Source organism: Pseudomonas sp. GW821-FHT01D09 (genome assembly GCF_059422465.1).
Map to the genome: position 1 here is coordinate 1 of NZ_JBWKWY010000035.1, position 16,655 is coordinate 16,655.

Annotated in this window: 16 protein-coding genes; 3 read left to right on the forward strand and 13 right to left on the reverse strand. The window is 61.7% G+C overall.

The features are described 5' to 3' along the window. Window positions 1-192 precede the first annotated feature (192 nt). Genes AC07W7_RS23090 through zwf form a run of 3 tightly spaced genes read right to left on the reverse strand, consistent with a single transcriptional unit; the run spans window position 193 to window position 3,042 of the window. Window positions 193-858, reverse strand: a complete 666-nt coding sequence (locus AC07W7_RS23090; RefSeq protein ID WP_495040188.1) for a bifunctional 4-hydroxy-2-oxoglutarate aldolase/2-dehydro-3-deoxy-phosphogluconate aldolase — start codon at window positions 856-858, stop codon at window positions 193-195. 17 nt (window positions 859-875) lie between these two features. Further along, window positions 876-1,589 (reverse strand): 6-phosphogluconolactonase, encoded by a 714-nt coding sequence (gene pgl, locus AC07W7_RS23095; RefSeq protein WP_076962951.1) that lies wholly within the window; start codon window positions 1,587-1,589, stop codon window positions 876-878. After that, entirely contained in the window at window positions 1,576-3,042 is a 1,467-nt protein-coding gene (zwf, locus tag AC07W7_RS23100; protein ID WP_076962952.1) for a glucose-6-phosphate dehydrogenase, read from the reverse strand. Before zwf ends, pgl begins: the two co-directional genes overlap by 14 nt. A gap of 219 nt (window positions 3,043-3,261) precedes the next feature. On the opposite strand from zwf, the gene AC07W7_RS23105 reads away from it, so the two are divergent. After that, window positions 3,262-4,122 (forward strand): MurR/RpiR family transcriptional regulator, encoded by an 861-nt coding sequence (locus AC07W7_RS23105; RefSeq protein WP_169866643.1) that lies wholly within the window; start codon window positions 3,262-3,264, stop codon window positions 4,120-4,122. Window positions 4,123-4,239: 117 nt separating this feature from the next. Here the strand turns inward: AC07W7_RS23105 and AC07W7_RS23110 are convergent, their stop codons facing one another. The 10 genes from AC07W7_RS23110 to AC07W7_RS23155 form a co-directional block, all read right to left on the reverse strand. After that, window positions 4,240-5,085: a D-hexose-6-phosphate mutarotase gene (locus AC07W7_RS23110; protein WP_495040189.1), complete on the reverse strand. Its 846-nt coding sequence runs from the start codon at window positions 5,083-5,085 to the stop codon at window positions 4,240-4,242. A gap of 102 nt (window positions 5,086-5,187) precedes the next feature. Next, on the reverse strand, window positions 5,188-6,534 hold the full coding sequence (locus tag AC07W7_RS23115) for a carbohydrate porin (protein WP_099168793.1): 1,347 nt from the start codon (window positions 6,532-6,534) through the stop codon (window positions 5,188-5,190). A 176-nt stretch (window positions 6,535-6,710) separates the two neighbouring features. Continuing rightward, window positions 6,711-7,868 (reverse strand): ABC transporter ATP-binding protein, encoded by a 1,158-nt coding sequence (locus tag AC07W7_RS23120; protein WP_495040190.1) that lies wholly within the window; start codon window positions 7,866-7,868, stop codon window positions 6,711-6,713. A gap of 2 nt (window positions 7,869-7,870) precedes the next feature. Then, window positions 7,871-8,713 (reverse strand): carbohydrate ABC transporter permease, encoded by an 843-nt coding sequence (locus AC07W7_RS23125; RefSeq protein ID WP_076962956.1) that lies wholly within the window; start codon window positions 8,711-8,713, stop codon window positions 7,871-7,873. Beyond that, window positions 8,706-9,614 (reverse strand): carbohydrate ABC transporter permease, encoded by a 909-nt coding sequence (locus AC07W7_RS23130; RefSeq protein WP_099168794.1) that lies wholly within the window; start codon window positions 9,612-9,614, stop codon window positions 8,706-8,708. The genes AC07W7_RS23125 and AC07W7_RS23130 overlap by 8 nt, the downstream gene beginning before the upstream one ends. A 168-nt stretch (window positions 9,615-9,782) precedes the next feature. Further along, the gene (locus AC07W7_RS23135) at window positions 9,783-11,069 is read right to left on the reverse strand and encodes an ABC transporter substrate-binding protein (protein ID WP_495040191.1); all 1,287 of its coding nucleotides are present in this window, start codon (window positions 11,067-11,069) and stop codon (window positions 9,783-9,785) included. Window positions 11,070-11,174: 105 nt separating this feature from the next. Further along, window positions 11,175-12,434, reverse strand: a complete 1,260-nt coding sequence (locus AC07W7_RS23140) for a D-mannose isomerase (protein WP_495040192.1) — start codon at window positions 12,432-12,434, stop codon at window positions 11,175-11,177. Window positions 12,435-12,575: 141 nt separating this feature from the next. Further along, entirely contained in the window at window positions 12,576-13,418 is an 843-nt protein-coding gene (locus AC07W7_RS23145) for an ATPase (RefSeq protein ID WP_099168797.1), read from the reverse strand. Between the two features lie 111 nt (window positions 13,419-13,529). Further along, window positions 13,530-14,528 carry an NAD-dependent epimerase/dehydratase family protein gene (locus AC07W7_RS23150; protein WP_495040193.1) on the reverse strand — a complete coding sequence of 333 codons (999 nt, stop codon included), beginning with the start codon at window positions 14,526-14,528 and terminating at the stop codon, window positions 13,530-13,532. Window positions 14,529-14,580: 52 nt separating this feature from the next. Next, entirely contained in the window at window positions 14,581-15,474 is an 894-nt protein-coding gene (locus AC07W7_RS23155; RefSeq protein ID WP_076962962.1) for a LysR family transcriptional regulator ArgP, read from the reverse strand. 102 nt (window positions 15,475-15,576) lie between these two features. Between AC07W7_RS23155 and AC07W7_RS23160 the strand changes: the two genes are divergently transcribed. Together AC07W7_RS23160 and AC07W7_RS23165 are read left to right on the forward strand one after the other, a co-directional pair. Continuing rightward, window positions 15,577-15,975, forward strand: a complete 399-nt coding sequence (locus tag AC07W7_RS23160; RefSeq protein ID WP_076962963.1) for an ACT domain-containing protein — start codon at window positions 15,577-15,579, stop codon at window positions 15,973-15,975. 5 nt (window positions 15,976-15,980) lie between these two features. After that, entirely contained in the window at window positions 15,981-16,580 is a 600-nt protein-coding gene (locus AC07W7_RS23165; RefSeq protein ID WP_076962964.1) for a LysE/ArgO family amino acid transporter, read from the forward strand. Window positions 16,581-16,655: the final 75 nt, after the last annotated feature.

Here is a 16,655-nt window from a genome sequence, read left to right on the forward strand (position 1 = left end):
CGATAGCGGTGGGCCAGTCAAATATCGGTTAACTGACCCACCGCTATCGCAGGCAAGCCAGCTCCCACACAAGCCACCTACATTTGGATTGCGGTGATATTTCGCTTTTCTATAGGCAAAAAAAACGGCGCACCGACCAAGTGCACCGTAAACATGCCGTGAAGCACAGCAACAACGATTCGGTAAATCAGATCAATCCAGCAGCGCCAGCGCCTGGGCGGTGACGTCCTGGATGCGCGCCCAGTCGCCGTTCCTGATCCACTCGGGGTCAAGCATCCAGCTACCGCCCACGCACATCACGTTTTTCAACGCCATGTAGTGTTTGATGTTGGCCGGGCCAACGCCGCCAGTGGGGCAGAATTTCACTTCGCCAAACGGGCCACCCAGGGCCTTGATGGCCGCCACGCCGCCGCTGACTTCCGCCGGGAACAGCTTGAAGCGGCGATAGCCCAGGCCATAGCCTTCCATGATGCCGGAGGCATTGCTGATGCCAGGCAACAGCGGGATCGGGCTGTCGACACTGGCTTGAAGCAGGTCGCGGGTAATGCCCGGGGTGACGATAAACTGCGAACCCGCCGCCTCGGCAGCCGCCAGCATGGTGCGATCGAGCACCGTGCCTGCACCGGTGACCAGCTCCGGGCGCTGCTCGCGCAAGACCTGGATGGCCTTGAGACCGAACGGCGAACGCAGGGTCACCTCCAACGCGGTCAAGCCCCCCGCCGCCAAGGCATCGGCCAGGGGCAGAATGTCCTGTTCGCGGGCAATGGTGATCACCGGCAGGATCCGCGCCTTGGCGCAGAGGCTGTCGATCAGGGCAACTTTATCCGCCATGGACACGGTCGGGTGAGGGCTTTTCATAGCGGCTGATCCTTGGCTCATGGGCACCAGTAAATCTCTAGAGTAGGTTGCAAAAACGCGCGAATCGGCATGCCGGCAACATCGTCGCCAGCCAGCGCTTCGCTCAGGGTGTGGAGTTTTGAATCGCCGGCAATCGACAACACGGTGTAGCGGGCACTGGCCAACAGCGCACGGCTCATAGTCAGGCGTTGATGGGGCACGCTGGGCGCCAGCATCGGCCAGCAACGGCGGGTGCCATCGGGCTGCAGCGCTTGGGCCAGGTTCGGGCTGTTGGGGAACAGCGATGCGGTGTGCCCGTCATCGCCCATGCCCAACACCAGCACATCGATCGCCGGCAGTTCGGCCAACAGGCGATCCGCCTGCTCGGCAGCACCGTCCAGGTTCGCGGCGGCACTGTAGAGGCTCAAGAATCTGGCCTTGGCCGCCGGGCCTTGCAGCAGGTATTTCTTCAACAGGCCGGCGTTGCTGTCGGCATGCTCCACCGGCACCCAGCGCTCGTCGGCCAGGGTGATGGTGACCTTGGACCAGTCCAGGCCCTGCCTGGCCAGGTTCTGGAAAAACGCCACGGGGCTGCGGCCACCGGACACCACCAGGGTCGCCTCGCCACGGGCACTGATGGCCGCGCGCAGTTGTTCGGCCACGTCGTTGGCCAAGCCTTCGGCCAGCAGTACCGGCGTGCGGTACTCATGGGGTGTTACACCCTGGGGCAGTTTCAAATCAGATATCGCCATACCACGACCTCCCATCCCGCGTGATCAGTGCAATGGAGCTCATCGGCCCCCAGGAACCCGCCGCGTACGGCTTGGGTGCATCGCCGGACTTCTTCCACCCGGCAATCAACTGGTCACACCACTTCCACGCGGCTTCGATTTCATCTTTACGGACAAACAGGTTCTGATTGCCGCGCATCACTTCCAGCAACAACCGCTCGTAGGCATCGGGAATCCGCGCGCTACGGTAGGTGTCGGAAAAATTCAATTGCAGTGGCCCGCTACGCAGTTGCATGCCCTTGTCCAGGCCCTGCTCCTTGGTCATCACGCGCAAGGAAATACCTTCGTCCGGTTGCAGGCGGATGATCAGCTTGTTGCTGATCTGCAGGCGCTGCTCGGGGGCGAAGATATAGTGGGACGGTTCCTTGAAATGGATGACGATCTGCGACAGCTTTTGCGGCATGCGCTTGCCGGTGCGCAAATAGAACGGCACCCCGGCCCAACGCCAGTTGCGGATATCGGCCCGCAGGGCGACGAAGGTTTCGGTGTCGCTCTGGGTGTTGGAGTTGTCTTCTTCCAGGTAACCCGGCACCGGCTTGCCGGCGCTGTAGCCAGCAATGTACTGGCCACGCACCACCTGGGTGGTCAGGCCTTCCGGGCTGATCGGCGCCAGGGCCCTGAGCACCTTGACCTTCTCGTCGCGGATGCTGTCGGCGGACAGGTCGGCCGGCGGGTCCATGGCGATCAGGCACAGCAGCTGCAACAGGTGATTCTGGATCATGTCCCGCAGTTGCCCGGCCTTGTCGAAATAACCCCAGCGGCCTTCGATCCCCACCTGCTCGGCCACGGTGATTTCCACGTGGGAGATGTAGTGCTGGTTCCACTGGGTTTCAAACAGGCTGTTGGCAAAGCGCAGGGCGATCAGGTTCTGCACCGTCTCCTTGCCCAGGTAGTGGTCGATGCGGTAGGTGCGGTTTTCCGGGAAAAACCGGGCCACGGCGTCGTTGACCTTGCGCGAGGACTCCAGGTCCGAGCCGATGGGTTTTTCCAGGACCACCCGGGTATTTTCCGCCAGGCCGACCTTGGACAGGTTCTCGCAAATCGCGCCATACACCGCCGCCGGGGTGGCGAAGTAGGCGATCAGGCGTTGTTCGGTGCCGGCCTTGGCGGCCAGGGCCACATAGTCATCGGCCTTCATGAAATCGACATGCACATAGGCCAGGCGCGCCAGGAAGCGCTCCGCCACGGCTTCATCCAGTTCCTGGCCGACGTATTTGCGCAGTTCGTGTTCGATGTGGTCCAGGTGCTGCTGCTCGGAACCGGCTTCGCGGGCCAGGGCCAGGATGCGCGTGTCGGCGTGCAAGAGCCCGGCGCCATCGAGTTGGTAGAGGGCAGGAAATAACTTGCGCAGCGCCAGATCACCCAAGGCGCCAAACAGGGCAAAGGTGCAGGGTTCCACGGTTATCGAAGGCATGATGTTTGTTCTTTTATCAAGTTAAGCTACAAATACCTTTTTTCAAGGCATCACTCAAGGAAAAATGTAGTAATAACCACAACATTTTCCCAAAATACGCATTGCGAGTGGTGGTGTTCAACTACCCTCAGTAGGATAGGCCACCGCCAAGGGCCGCTCGCCGACCTTTTACTGGCTTTTACTTGCATCGTCGCCCGAAGGAAAGACTGAATGGACCGCGTGCGAAATCTTCTGGAACAGATCCGGAACCGCCTCGAAGAATTGAACAAGGCCGAGAAAAAAGTCGCCGAGGTCATCCTGCTCAACCCGCAGCAGGCGACCCGCTTCTCGATCGCCGCCCTCGCCCAGGCCGCCTCGGTCAGTGAACCGACGGTCAACCGTTTCTGCCGTTCGTTCGGCGTCAGCGGTTACCCTGAACTGAAATTGCAACTGGCGCAAAGCCTGGCCAGTGGCGCCGCTTATGTCAGCCGCGCCGTGGAGGCCGATGATAACCCCGAGGCCTACACGCAAAAGATTTTTGGCAGCGCCATCGCCTCCCTGGACAGCGCCTGCCAGGCCCTGGACCCGGCCCTTATCAGCAAGGCCGTGGACCTGTTGATCCAGGCGCGGCAGATCCACTTCTTTGGCCTTGGCGCCTCGGCCCCGGTGGCCATGGATGCCTTGCACAAGTTCTTCCGCTTCAACCTGTCGGTCACGGCCCATGCCGATGTGCTGATGCAGCGCATGATCGCCTCGGTGGCGCATACCGGCGAGCTGTTCGTGATCATTTCCTACACCGGCCGCACCCGCGAACTGGTGGAAGTGGCGCGCATCGCCCGGGAAAACGGCGCCTCTGTGCTGGGTGTGACCGCCGAAAACTCGCCACTGGCCAAGGTCAGCACGGTGAGCCTGAACATCCCGCTGCCGGAAGACACCGACATCTATATGCCGATGACCTCGCGGATCATTCAGTTGACGGTGCTGGATGTGCTGGCGACCGGCATGACCTTGCGCCGTGGTGTGGATTTCCAGCCGCATTTGCGCAAGATCAAGGAGAGCTTGAATGACAGCCGGTATCCGGTGGGGGATGAGTTCAACTAAAGCTGGAATCGCCCCCATCAGGGCCGGCCCTATCGCAGGCAAGCCAGTTCCCACAGGCTGACCGAGTTCTACCTTGTGGGAGCGGGCTTGCCCGCGATGAGGCCCTGGGCAACACCACTAAACCCCCGCCCGGGCCTGCAAACTCAAATACGCCCGCTCCCCCGGCGCCAGGCTGGCCCCGGCCATGGCCGACTCGACACACACAAACCCCGCCGCCTCGTTGAAGCTCACCCCCAGCAACGGCCGGCTCCCCGGGTGCCAGACCACCGTATCGGCACTGTCGCCGGTATCAATGCACAGTTCGCGCTGCCAGGCGTGGTCCTTGAGCTGCAATTCGCCCTCATGCTGGAACACGCGCTGGCAGCCGCCATCGACACGCAGTTCACCTTCCTGCTGGCAAACCTGGCGACTCAATTGGTCGTAACCCTGCGCCCCATCGAGCCCAGACAGCGCTATCTCACCCACGTTGCCAATCCGCCAGTAGGCGTGCAAAGCATGGCTCAATTGGCACGGCAGCTCATCCTGATGCTCGGTGCTCAAGCGCAGTTCGAGGGTTTCGCCCAAGTGTGCGTGCAAGTCCACCTGCCAGTCGCACAGTTGCAATTGCCAGTGCAGGCGCACGCCGTCATCGGCGGTGCTGCTGCCCAGCAGCTTCCAGTCAATCAAGCGCGCCCAACCATGGGATGGCCAGGCGTTTTCGCTGGGATGGCGGCCATACCACGGCCAGCATACGGGCACGCCGCCACGGATCGTCCCGACTTGCGGCCACCTGGCCGCGCACCACAACCAGGGTTTCTGGCCACGGGGCTGAAAATGCAGTAACTGCGCGCCCTGGCGACTGAACACCGCCTGGCACAGCGGGTGGTCGATCACCAATACGTCGCGCATCTGGAAGCGCTCCCAGGCAAACACCGGTCGCTCGCGCAGGGATTTGAAAAAGCGTTGCAGCGGTTGCTCATGCATGTGCCACGGTCCTGAATATCTTTACAGCGCAACCCAAAAAAAAGCGGATAGCCATGGCTACCCGCAAATGCGCACAGAGAGAAGGAGCTTATCGCAACAGCCTTAGAACACCGACTGAATTTTCAGGCCGGCCACCAGCGCGTTATCGACTTTATCCACGCCGCCCGGTTGCACGACGTATTGCAGGTTGGGACGCACGGTCAACCAGTTGGTGACGTGGAAGCCGTAGTTGATTTCAAAGTTGTACTCGGTTTCGCGGATCGGCGAGAACAACGCGTTGTCGTAGTCGCTCACGCCATTGGCAATGTTGCGCAGCTCGGCGTTTTTCTTCACGTCTTCGTTGACGTGCAGGCGAGCGGCACCAATGCCCACGTCATCTTTTGGACGCGCATTGAATGGGCCTTTGTATACCAACATGATCGACTGGTAGTTATCGACGGTGTTGGTTTCTTTGTCGTGGAACGTGGCGTTGGCCGCGATGTTCAGGCCGCGGGAAGCGTCGCCGTTATGGGTGGTGAGTTGCTGCTGGGCAACGAACCAGTAGCCCTTCTTGCTGCTGCGGGTACGGTAGTCGGCGCCAGTGGTGGCCGCGTCATTGCCGTTGACGTCTTCACGCACATCAGGAGCATCGGCTGCGCTCTTGTAGTAGCCCACACGGTATTCGCCCGGCAGGTTATTGACCTTCGGCGACCAGACCAACTCCACCGGGATCACGGTGCCCTTGGTGCCACTGCCGCTGAGCTTGAAGCCGTTGCCGTGCTCCAGCTGCGAGGGGTTCTGGTTGTACGCACCGATCTGCGCATACAGTTCCGGTGTGATGTGGTACTTCACGCGGATCGCGGCCTGGCTGACCGGCCAGTTGTACCAGGTGTTGACGTAGTTACCCACCTGAGAGCCGCAGAACGACAGGTTCTGGAAGTCGCACGGGAAGGTGTTGAAGTCTTCGCCTTCACCGAAGTAACCGAGTTTCACATCCAGCTTGTTGTCGAACATCTGGTGCTGGATCCAGAACTGGGTCAGGCGCACCATATGGCCACGGCCATACACTTCCTGAGACGAACTCAGGGTGCCGGCACGCGGGTCGCCGATACGGTCATTGGAAATGTTGCGGCCATTACGGCTGGTCATCTGGATCTTGGCCTGGGTGTTGTCCCAGCCCCAGAGCTTTTGCAGGTCCAGCGCAACGCCCAGACCGAACTGGTCGGCGTAACGCCCGGTCTTGTCATCGTTGTAGCCGCCACGGGCGTTGTAACCCGCTTCCCCCACGTAGTCGGCCTTGATGTCGATACCCTGCTCGATCAGCTTGGTCCGCTCGCCGCCCCAGTCGCCGGTCATCCACTTGGAATCGGCACTGAAGGCTTCGTCCGCCATCGCATTGGCAGACAAAACCAGCGCTGCCACTGCTGACAACTGGCAGATCAAGCGAGTGTTGTTGTGTTGCTTTTTCATCCCTACATCCTCGTCTTTATTGTTATTAACTGTTTTTATCTAACGCGGTTTACATCTAGTTGCGAAACACCAACATCGAATGTGGGAGCGGGCTTGTTCGCGATAGCCTCACTGCGGTGTGCCTGGTAGACCGCGTCGCCTGTATCGCGGGCAAGCCCGCTCCCACATTTTGATTTTCAGCGGCCCTTGAATTGGGTGACGTTGTCGGCGTGTTGCACTGGCACTGACGCGGCGGTACCCAGGCGTTCGCCGGTCTTGGCGTCGAACAGCAGCACCTTGGCCGGATCGAACTGCAAGGTCAGGCTCTCGCCCACTTGCGGCGCCACGTCCGGGGCCAGGCGGCAGCAGACCTTGGTGTCATTGAGCTGGACAAACACCAGGGTGTCCGGCCCCGTGGGCTCGGTCACCTGGACTTCGGCACGAATGCTCGGCAGGCCATTGCCCTCGGGGCTGGCCAGGACAATCTGCTCCGGGCGCAGGCCAAGGATCACGTCGCGGTCTTCCAGGCCGGCGTCGCTCATGCCCAATGGCAATTCGCAGCGCGCCTGGCCGCTGTCGAGCAGGGCCAGCAGGCGGCCCTCCTTGCGTTGCAGGCGCAAGGGGATGAAGTTCATCGGCGGCGAACCGATAAAGCTCGCCACGAACAGGTTGGCCGGATCGTTGTAGATCTCTTTCGGCGTGCCGAACTGCTGGATGATGCCGTCCTTCATCACTGCCACTTTGTCGCCCAGGGTCATCGCTTCGATCTGGTCGTGGGTCACGTAGACCGTGGTGGTTTTCAGGCGCTGGTGCATCAGTTTCATTTCGGTACGCATCTCGACCCGCAGCTTGGCGTCGAGGTTGGACAGCGGTTCGTCGAACAAGTAGATCTTCGGCCGCCGCGCCAGCGCCCGCCCCATGGCCACGCGCTGTTGCTGGCCACCGGAGAGCTGGCCCGGCTTGCGGTTGAGCAGGTGTTCGATCTGCAACAGCTTGGCCACCCGCGCCACTTCCTCGTCGATGGCCGCCTGGCTCATCTTGCGGATTTTCAGGCCGAATTCGATGTTCTCGCGCACGCTCATGGTTGGGTACAGCGCGTAGGACTGGAACACCATGGCGATGTCCCGGTCCTTGGGGCTCATGCCGCTGACGTCCTGGTCACCGATCATGATCGCGCCGCCGCTGATGTTTTCCAGGCCGGCGATGCAGTTCATCAAGGTCGATTTGCCGCAGCCCGAAGGCCCGACAAGAATCAGGAACTCGCCATCCTGGATCGACAGTTCGATGTTCTTCAGGGTGTCCGGCAGGCCGGCACCATAGGTCTTGTTCACGTTGCGAAGTTCGAGCGTAGCCATGATTACCCCTTGACCGCGCCGGCCGTGAGGCCGCGCACGAAATACTTGCCTGCGACCACATAGACCAGCAGGGTCGGCAGCCCGGCGATCATCGCCGCCGCCATATCCACGTTATATTCCTTGGCCCCGGTGCTGGTGTTGACCAGGTTGTTCAGCGCCACCGTGATGGGCTGCGAATCACCACTGGAGAACACTACGCCAAACAGGAAGTCGTTCCAGATCTGGGTGAACTGCCAGATCAGGCAGACCATGATGATCGGCGTGGACATCGGCAGAATGATCCGACGAAAGATGGTGAAAAACCCTGCACCATCCAGGCGTGCCGCCTTGACCAGCGCATCGGGAATGCTCACGTAGTAGTTACGGAAGAACAGCGTGGTAAACGCCAGGCCGTAGACCACATGCACAAACACCAGGCCAGTGGTGGTGCTGGCCAGGCCCATCTTGCCGAGGGTAAACGAGGCCGGCAGCAAGACGGTCTGGAACGGCAGGAAGCAGCCGAACAGCAACAGGCCGAAGAACAACTGCGAACCGCGAAAACGCCACATCGACAGCACGTAGCCATTCAATGCGCCGATGGTGGTGGAGATCAGCACCGCCGGGATGGTGATCATGAACGAGTTCCAGAAGTACCCGTTGACTGTGGCCCAGGCCTTGACCCAGCCGATCCCGGTGATCACCGTCGGCCAGCTCAGCAGGTTGCCGGTGCTGATATCTTCCGGGGTCTTGAAGCTGGTCAGCAGCATCACCACCAGCGGCACCAGGTACAGCACCACGGCCAGGATCAGCACCCCATGGATCGCCAGGCGGCTAAAGCTGATGGCAGGTTTGGCGAGACTAGTCATGGCGCTTGGTCCTCAGCTCGGAGTACAGGTAAGGCACGATGATTGCGAGGATCGCGCCGAGCATCAGGATCGCACTGGCCGAGCCCATGCCCATCTGGCCGCGACTGAAGGTGAAGGAATACATGAACATCGCCGGCAGGTCGGACGAGTAGCCAGGGCCACCGGCCGTCATTGCCGCCACCAGGTCGAAGCTCTTGATGGCGATGTGCGCGAGGATCATCACTGCGCTGAAGAACACCGGGCGCAGGCTGGGCAGCACCACGCTCCAGTAGATACGCGGCAGGCTCGCGCCGTCGATCTGCGCGGCACGGATGATCGACTGATCAACCCCACGCAGGCCGGCGAGGAACATCGCCATGATAAAACCCGAGGCTTGCCATACCGCCGCGATCACCAGGCAATACACCACGCGGTCCGGGTCGATCAGCCAGTCCAGGCGAAAGCCTTCCCAGCCCCAGTCGCGCAGCAGTTTGTCCAGGCCCATGCCGGGGTTGAGCAGCCATTTCCAGGCGGTACCGGTGACGATCATCGAGAGCGCCATCGGGTACAGGTAGATGGTGCGGATAAAGCCTTCGCGACGGATGCGCTGGTCGAGGAAAACCGCCAGCAGCACGCCAATCACCAGGGTGATGCCAATAAACATGCCGCCGAACAGCGCCAGGTTTTTGCTCGCCACCCACCAGCGATCGTTATCGAACAACCGCGCGTATTGCGCCAGGCCCACCCATTTGTAGGTGGGCAGGAAGGTGGAGTTGGTGAACGACAGCACGAACGTCCACAGGATGTAGCCATAGAAGCCCACCAGGACGATGAACATGCTCGGCGCCAGCACCAGTTTGGGGAGCCAGCGCTGCAATGCATCGAACGGCGAGACCTTGCTGAACACAGCAACAGAACTCATGGGAAAATCCAGGGCAGGGAGTAAGGGGCTAACGGATAACCTTGAGGGGGCCGGCTTCATGTGGGAGCTGGCTTGCCTGCGATGGCATCACCTGGGTGTCATTGATACACCGAGGCGCCTGCATCGCGGGCAAGCCCGCTCCCACACTCAAGCCCAGCCTTCCAAGGGTTACTTGGCAGACTTGACCGCCGCACCCAGTTTCTTGGCGGTGTCGGCCGGGTCGGCTTTCGGGTCGTTGATAAAGTTGGTCACCACATCAAAGAACGCGCCCTGTACCGCCAGCGTGGTCGCCATGTTGTGCGCCATGCTCGGCTGCAGGCCACCGGACTTGGCATCCGCGAGGAAATCCTTGGCCGCCGTCTGGGCACAGGCGTCGAAGCCGTACTTGCCCATGTCGGCCAGCATGTCGTTGCGCACCGGGATCGAGCCTTTGTTGATGCTGAAGACCTTTTGGAAGTTCTCGCCCAACACCACCTTGGCGATGTCCTGCTGACCGGCCGAGGTGCCGGCATTTTTCTGCTTGAACACCGCCAGGGAGTCGATGTTGTAGGTGAAAGCCTTGTCGGTGCCCGGGAAGGCGACGCACTCGTAGTCCTTGCCGGCGACTTTCTTGGCGGCAGTCCACTCGGACTTGGCCCAGTCACCCATGATCTGCATGCCGGCCTTGCCGTTGATGACTTTGGCGGCTTCCAGGTTCCAGTCCTGGCCCTTGCCGTCGACATCCATATAGGTCGCGACCTTTTTCAGCTCGGTCAGCGCCTTGACCATCTGCGGGCCGGTCAGGGCCGCGTTGTCGAGGTCGACCAGGGCTTTTTTGTAACCGTCCACGCCCATGACCGAGAGCACCACGGCTTCAAACACCGTGCTGTCCTGCCAAGGCTGGCCACCGTGGGCGAGCGCAATGAAGCCGGCGGCCTTGAGCTTGTCACCGGCGGCATAGAATTCTTCAAGGGTCGTAGGATTTTTGCTGATGCCGGCTTTCTTGAACACTTGCGGGTTGATCCACAGCCAGTTGACGCGGTGGATGTTCACCGGCACGGCGACGTAATCACCTTCGTACTTCACCGTGTCGGAGACTTTCTTGTCGAGCAGCTCGTCCCACTTTTCAGCCTTGGCCACGTCTTTCAGGACGTCGGTATCGAGCAGCCCGGTGGACGCCCATTCCTGGATGTCGGGGCCCTTGATCTGGGCCACGCCTGGCGGGTTGCCGGCGACCGCGCGGCTTTTCAGCACGGTCATGGCCGTGGCGCCACCGCCACCGGCGACGGCCCCGTCTTTCCAGGTGAAGCCGTCTTGCTCAACTTGGGCCTTCAGGACATCCACCGCCGCCTTCTCACCGCCCGAGGTCCACCAATGCACCACTTCAACCGTCCCTTTGGAGTCGGCGGCAAATGCACTGAGGGGCAACAACGAGGCCATGGAAATAGCGACGGCGAGGCGATTAATCGCGTTCATCTGAGTACCTTTTCTTGTTGTTATGCATGCAAGTCTGGCGCTTGCGCTGCATAGGATTCTAAACAGGGATTTTTGCCAGGCACGTAACAAAGGGATGGGTAAATGTCACCATTTGGTGACATAACAACCGGCCCCCAGCGCACTGGCCATGCTTGGCGATAACGGCAGGCCCGGCAGCAATACCGCCTGCCAGACATGGTACAGGTCCGGCTTGCCACCCCAGATTCTGCTGGCGGGCTCGTTCTGCGGGTCGAGTTCGTGGTGCCAACTGCCCTGGACCCGATCAATGAAGCGGGTTTCGCAGAACTCCCAGAAGCGCCGGTACCAGAGTTCGTAATGCCACTCGCCGGTGCGTTTGAGCAGGGCCTGGGCGGCGGCGCTGGCTTCGGCGTGGGTCCAGTGCAGGCGCTCGCGCACCACCGGGCGGTAGTGCCAGTCCAGGGTGTAGACCAGGCCAGGCGCGCCATCCACCGACCAGCCGTATTCGCAGGCACTGGCGAACAACCCCCGGGCCGCCTCCAGCAGCCACTCGGGGGTGATGAGCCCCGCCTGCTGGCGCGCGGCTTCAAGGTGCAGCACCAGGCGCGCCCATTCAAAACCGTGGCCCGGGGTGATGCCATAGGGGCGAAAGCCATCGGCCGGGTTGTCTTCGTTGTAACGGTGCACGGGCTGCCAGTAGCGGTCGAAATGCTCGATTACCATAAATTCATTGGCGCCGGCGTGCTGATGGATCACCCGCTCGACAATGCGCAGCGCCCGGCCCAGCCAGCGTGTGTCACCGGTGACATCGGCCAGAGCGAGAAAAGCCTCAGTGGCGTGCATGTTGCTGTTGGCACCGCGATAGGCTTCTTCGCCGCTCCAGTCCCGGGCGAAGGATTCAAGCATGGCACCCTCCTCCTCGCTCCAGAAATACTGGTCGATGATCTGGATGGCGTCCGCCAGCAAGGCTTGTGCCCCAGGGGCCCCCGCCACCACCGCCGAACTGGCGGCCAGGGCGACAAAGGCATGCAGGTAGGCGGCCTTGCCCGTGTTGCCGTCACGCGCACCAGGGGCGGCAAACCAACCGCCATGCTCGGCGTCGCGCAGCGGGCCACTGAGGCTGGCCACACCGTGCTCGACGAGCCCGGCATACCCCGGCAGGCCTTGGGCGTGGGCCATGGCGAAGCTGTGGGTCATGCGCGCGGTGTTCATGGTTTCGGCGTGGGTATCGCTGGGCAGGTAGCCCTGGTCGTCGAGGTTGCCGAAGCCTTCAGGCAGCCGGGAGGCCTTGGCAAAGCCCAGCAGGCGCTGGCCTTCGGCGGCGAGCCAGGCATGATGGGCAGGTGCGTTCAGCCAACTGCTGGCAGGCAGTGGTTGCATGGTCATGGGTGGCCCTTTTTGTTTTTGTGGGATGACCGCAGTCTAAACAAGGGCCGGGAACGGGCAGGTAACGAAAGGGCGAGGAAATGTCACCAGGTTGTGACATTTGTCGGCGCCGGTTTGCCGGCGCCGACCATCACAATGGGGTTACTGGCCCAGGGGCGCGACCCTGGCCGGCGCGCTCACTTCCCGTTGCAGGTTCTGCATCTGGGTCTGCAAGGTCGTGATGTTGCGGGTGGTCTGGATGCGGAACACGTCGAACTCTTTATTCGACGGCCCTTCGGTGGCGGTGCGGTTGTCCAGCTCGCTCTTGATCACCAGCAAGTCCTGCTCCAGGCGGGCAATGGCCGTGGCCGGATTGCCCTGCTTCTTCAAGGCGGCTACCTCCGTGCCCAGCTCCTTGACGTCGGCATTCAACTTGGCGGCTTCGGCCTGCGCGGCCTTGAGGGCCGTCAGTTCGGTGGCCAACGTTTGCACTTGGGCCTGCAACCGGGTATTGGCGGTGGTCAGGTCCGTGGTACTGGCACTCATCTGCGCCAGGCGCTTGTCCAGGTCGGTGGCCTGGCCCGCCACGCCCAATTGCTGCTTGCCCTGCTCCAGCAATTGGCTTTCCAGCTGCTTGATCTGCAGCTTCAGCGCTTCACTGCCGGTATTGACGTTGGCCTCACTGGCCACCACCTTGCCGGAAATGTCCTGCAAGCGGCCGGCGGCCTCCTCGCTGATGCGCGCAAAGCTTTCCTGGGTCGCCACCAGTTGCTGCCCCATCAGGGAGATCTGCTGGAAACTCCACCAGGCCAGCCCCACGAAGGCAAACAGCAGCGCGCCGACCAGGGCCCACAACGGCCCGGTACTGGCACTCTTGACCTTGACCACCGGCGCCGGGCGCGAGCGTATGGACGTGGCCGCTGTCGGCACAAAATCATCGTCGTCGCCAACATCGGCCCGCAGGCTCGGTACATTGTCGAAGTCGTCTTTACTGTCGTTACGCATGAATCAACCTTGAAATAGCCACATAAAAAGCCAAGCTGCGGGAGTATAAACCTCTGGCCCGGAGCCTTGGTCGACCTGCAATCTAAAAATCGCGTCCCGGTGTTACCGACGCTACTGGGCACCCGACGCCTGAACTTTCCACCAATGGCAAAACTCATCGAGGGCCGTCCACAGGCTGACCTTGGGCTGGTAGTCGAGGTAGTGCCGTGCGCGACTGATATCCAGGGTGAAGTCCTTGTTCATCACCTGCATCCCCAGGCGTGACAGCGACGGTTCCGGGCGCCCCGGCCACATCGCGCAACAGGCTTCATTGAGTGCCGCGATGCTGTAGGACAAACCGTAGGAACGGTAACGCGTGACCTGGGGCATTTCCATCTGGCGCATCACGTAGTTGACCACGTCCCACACTGGCACCGGCGTGCCGTTACTGATGTTATAGGCCTTGCCCAGCGCCGAGCCGGTGGCCAGCAGGCTGCTGAGCAGGACCTCGTTGAGGTTGTGCACGCTGGTGAAATCGACCTTGTTCAGGCCATCACCGACGATGGCCAGGCGCTTCTTGCGCTGCATGTTCAACAGGCGCGGGAAGATGCTCATATCCCCGGCACCGGTGACAAAGCGCGGGCGCAGGGCCAGCACTTCAAGGCCGAACTCCTGGGCGCCGAAAACTTTTTGCTCAGCCAGGTACTTGGTGGCCGCATAGGGGTGCTTGAAACGCTTGGGCACTTGCTCTTCGGTCAGCCCCAGGTGATCGCGGCCATCGAAATAGATCGACGGTGACGACAAGTGCACCAGGCGCCCGACCCGTTGCTTGAGGCAGGCTTCGACCACGTTTTCGGTGACCTGCACATTGCCCTGGTAGAAGTCCTGGTAACGCCCCCACACCCCTACGGCGCCGGCACAATGGACCACGGCTTCGACGTCGCGGCACAGGTCGCGCACCAGGTCTGGGTCATTCAAGTCACCCTGGATAAATTCAGCGCCACGCCGTACCAGGTGCTCGACGCCCTCGGCCCGCCGCCCGTTGACCCGCACGTCCAGGCCCTGCTCCAGGGCGAAACGCGCAAAGCGCCCGCCAATAAAGCCGCTTGCGCCGGTGACCAGAATTTTCATGTGTTACCCCGTGTTCTTTCATTTTTCATCGCAGTTGCGTTGACGCCGACAGTCACTCCAACGGCACCAGCCATTGGCCGGTTGCCCGTGCCAGATGCTCGGTCAGCAAGCCGAGCAATTGCCCACCACTGCGCCAATGATGCCAGTACAACGGCACATCAATGGGTTTATCTGGCAATAACTCCACCAGCACGCCCCGTTGCAATTGCTCACGCACCTGCAACTCCGGCACCAGCCCCCACCCCAGGCCGGCCTCGGTCAGGCGGATAAAACCTTCGGAAGACGGGCATAAATGGTGCTCGAAACCGCCGTCCACACCCAGGGAGGCGAGGTAGCGATGTTGCAAAAAATCATCCGGGCCAAATACCAGCGCCGGGGTCCGTGCCAGTTGATCGGCACGCACCCCGCCGGGAAAGTGCCGGGCGATAAACGCCGGGCTGGCCAGCGCCCGATAGCGCATGGCCCCCAGCAGCAGGCTGCGGGCACCGGCCACCGGACGCTCGCTGGCGCAGACGCAGGCCGCCACTTCGCCGGCGCGCATGCGCTTGAGGCCGACGGTCTGGTCTTCCACCACCAGGTCCAGCAACAAATGTTGCTCGGCGCAAAAGTCCCCCACCGCCTGCGCCCACCACGTAGCCAGGCTGTCGGCATTGATGGCAATCCGCAGGCGTTCGGGCATGCCCTCTTCGTCCAGGGCTGGCACCTGGCTTTGCAGATCGCGCTCCAGCAGGCGCACCTGTTGCACATGGTTGAGCAGGCGCCGGCCGATTTCCGTGGGGGTCGGCGGCGTCGCGCGTACCAGTACCGGCTGGCCGATGCGCGCTTCAAGCAACTTGATGCGCTGGGAGATGGCCGATTGCGACACCCCCAGCACCTGGGCGCCGCGCTCGAAACCGGCCTGTTCCACCACCGCCGCCAGGGCAGAGAGCAATTTATAGTCGAACATCAGTTTTCCTAATGAGCGATGAGCAATATTGGTTTTTCTTATACAGCGCCAGACCGGAGAATGGCCAGCATCCCGCGCCTCTCTTCTTTCAAGGATCCCCCAATGGCTGGCGAAACCGCCCTGGCAACCCTGCTGCGCAGCATGAGCCCACAGCTCAATACCGGCGACTATGTGTTCTGCACCCTGGCCGACAACCGCCTGCCCGATTGCGAGGTGATCGGCAGTTTTCGCGAACAGGAAGGGCTGACGGTGATTGTCGAGCGCCAACAGGCCGAGCAGGCCGGTCTGGCCTTCGAGTATGTGGCGGCGTGGATCACCTTGAATGTGCATTCGGCCCTGGAAGCCGTCGGCCTGACCGCCGCCTTCGCCAGCGCCCTGGGACGTGCCGGGATCAGTTGCAATGTGGTCGCCGGCTACTACCACGACCACCTGTTTGTCGGCCGTAACGATGCGCAGCGTGCAATGCACGTGTTGCAACAACTGGCAGCGGGCGCGGAGTAAATCCTATGTGGCAGAGTTATGTAAACGGCCTGCTGGTGGCCCTGGGGCTGATCATGGCCATCGGTACGCAAAACGCATTTGTATTGGCACAGAGCTTGCGCCGCGAACATCACCTGCCGGTGGCGGCCCTGTGCGTGGTGTGCGATGCGCTGCTGGTGGCCGCCGGGGTGTTTGGCCTGGCGACGGTGCTGGCGCATAACCCTGTGCTGCTGGCGATTGCACGTTGGGGCGGGGCGGCGTTCCTGCTGTGGTACGGCGCCCTGGCCCTGCGCCGGGCCTGTTCGCGGCAAAGCCTGGGGCAAGGCGCAGGGCAAAAGGTCCGTTCCTTACGCGCGGTGATGCTCAGCGCCCTGGCCGTGACCCTGCTCAACCCCCACGTGTACCTGGACACCGTCTTGCTGATCGGCTCCCTGGGCGCCCAGCAAACCGAACCGGGGGCCTATGTGGCAGGCGCCGCCAGCGCTTCGTTGCTGTGGTTTTCCGCCCTGGCCCTGGGCGCGGCATGGCTGGCCCCGTGGCTGGCACGCCCGGCCACCTGGCGCCTGCTGGACCTGCTGGTGGCGGTGATGATGTTCAGTGTGGCCTATCAATTGATCAGCGCCTGAGGATTATTCCAAAACGCTCTGGAACCTCTATTCCACACAGTTGTTGCGTGGTTTTGCCGCACCCCCGGTGCTATG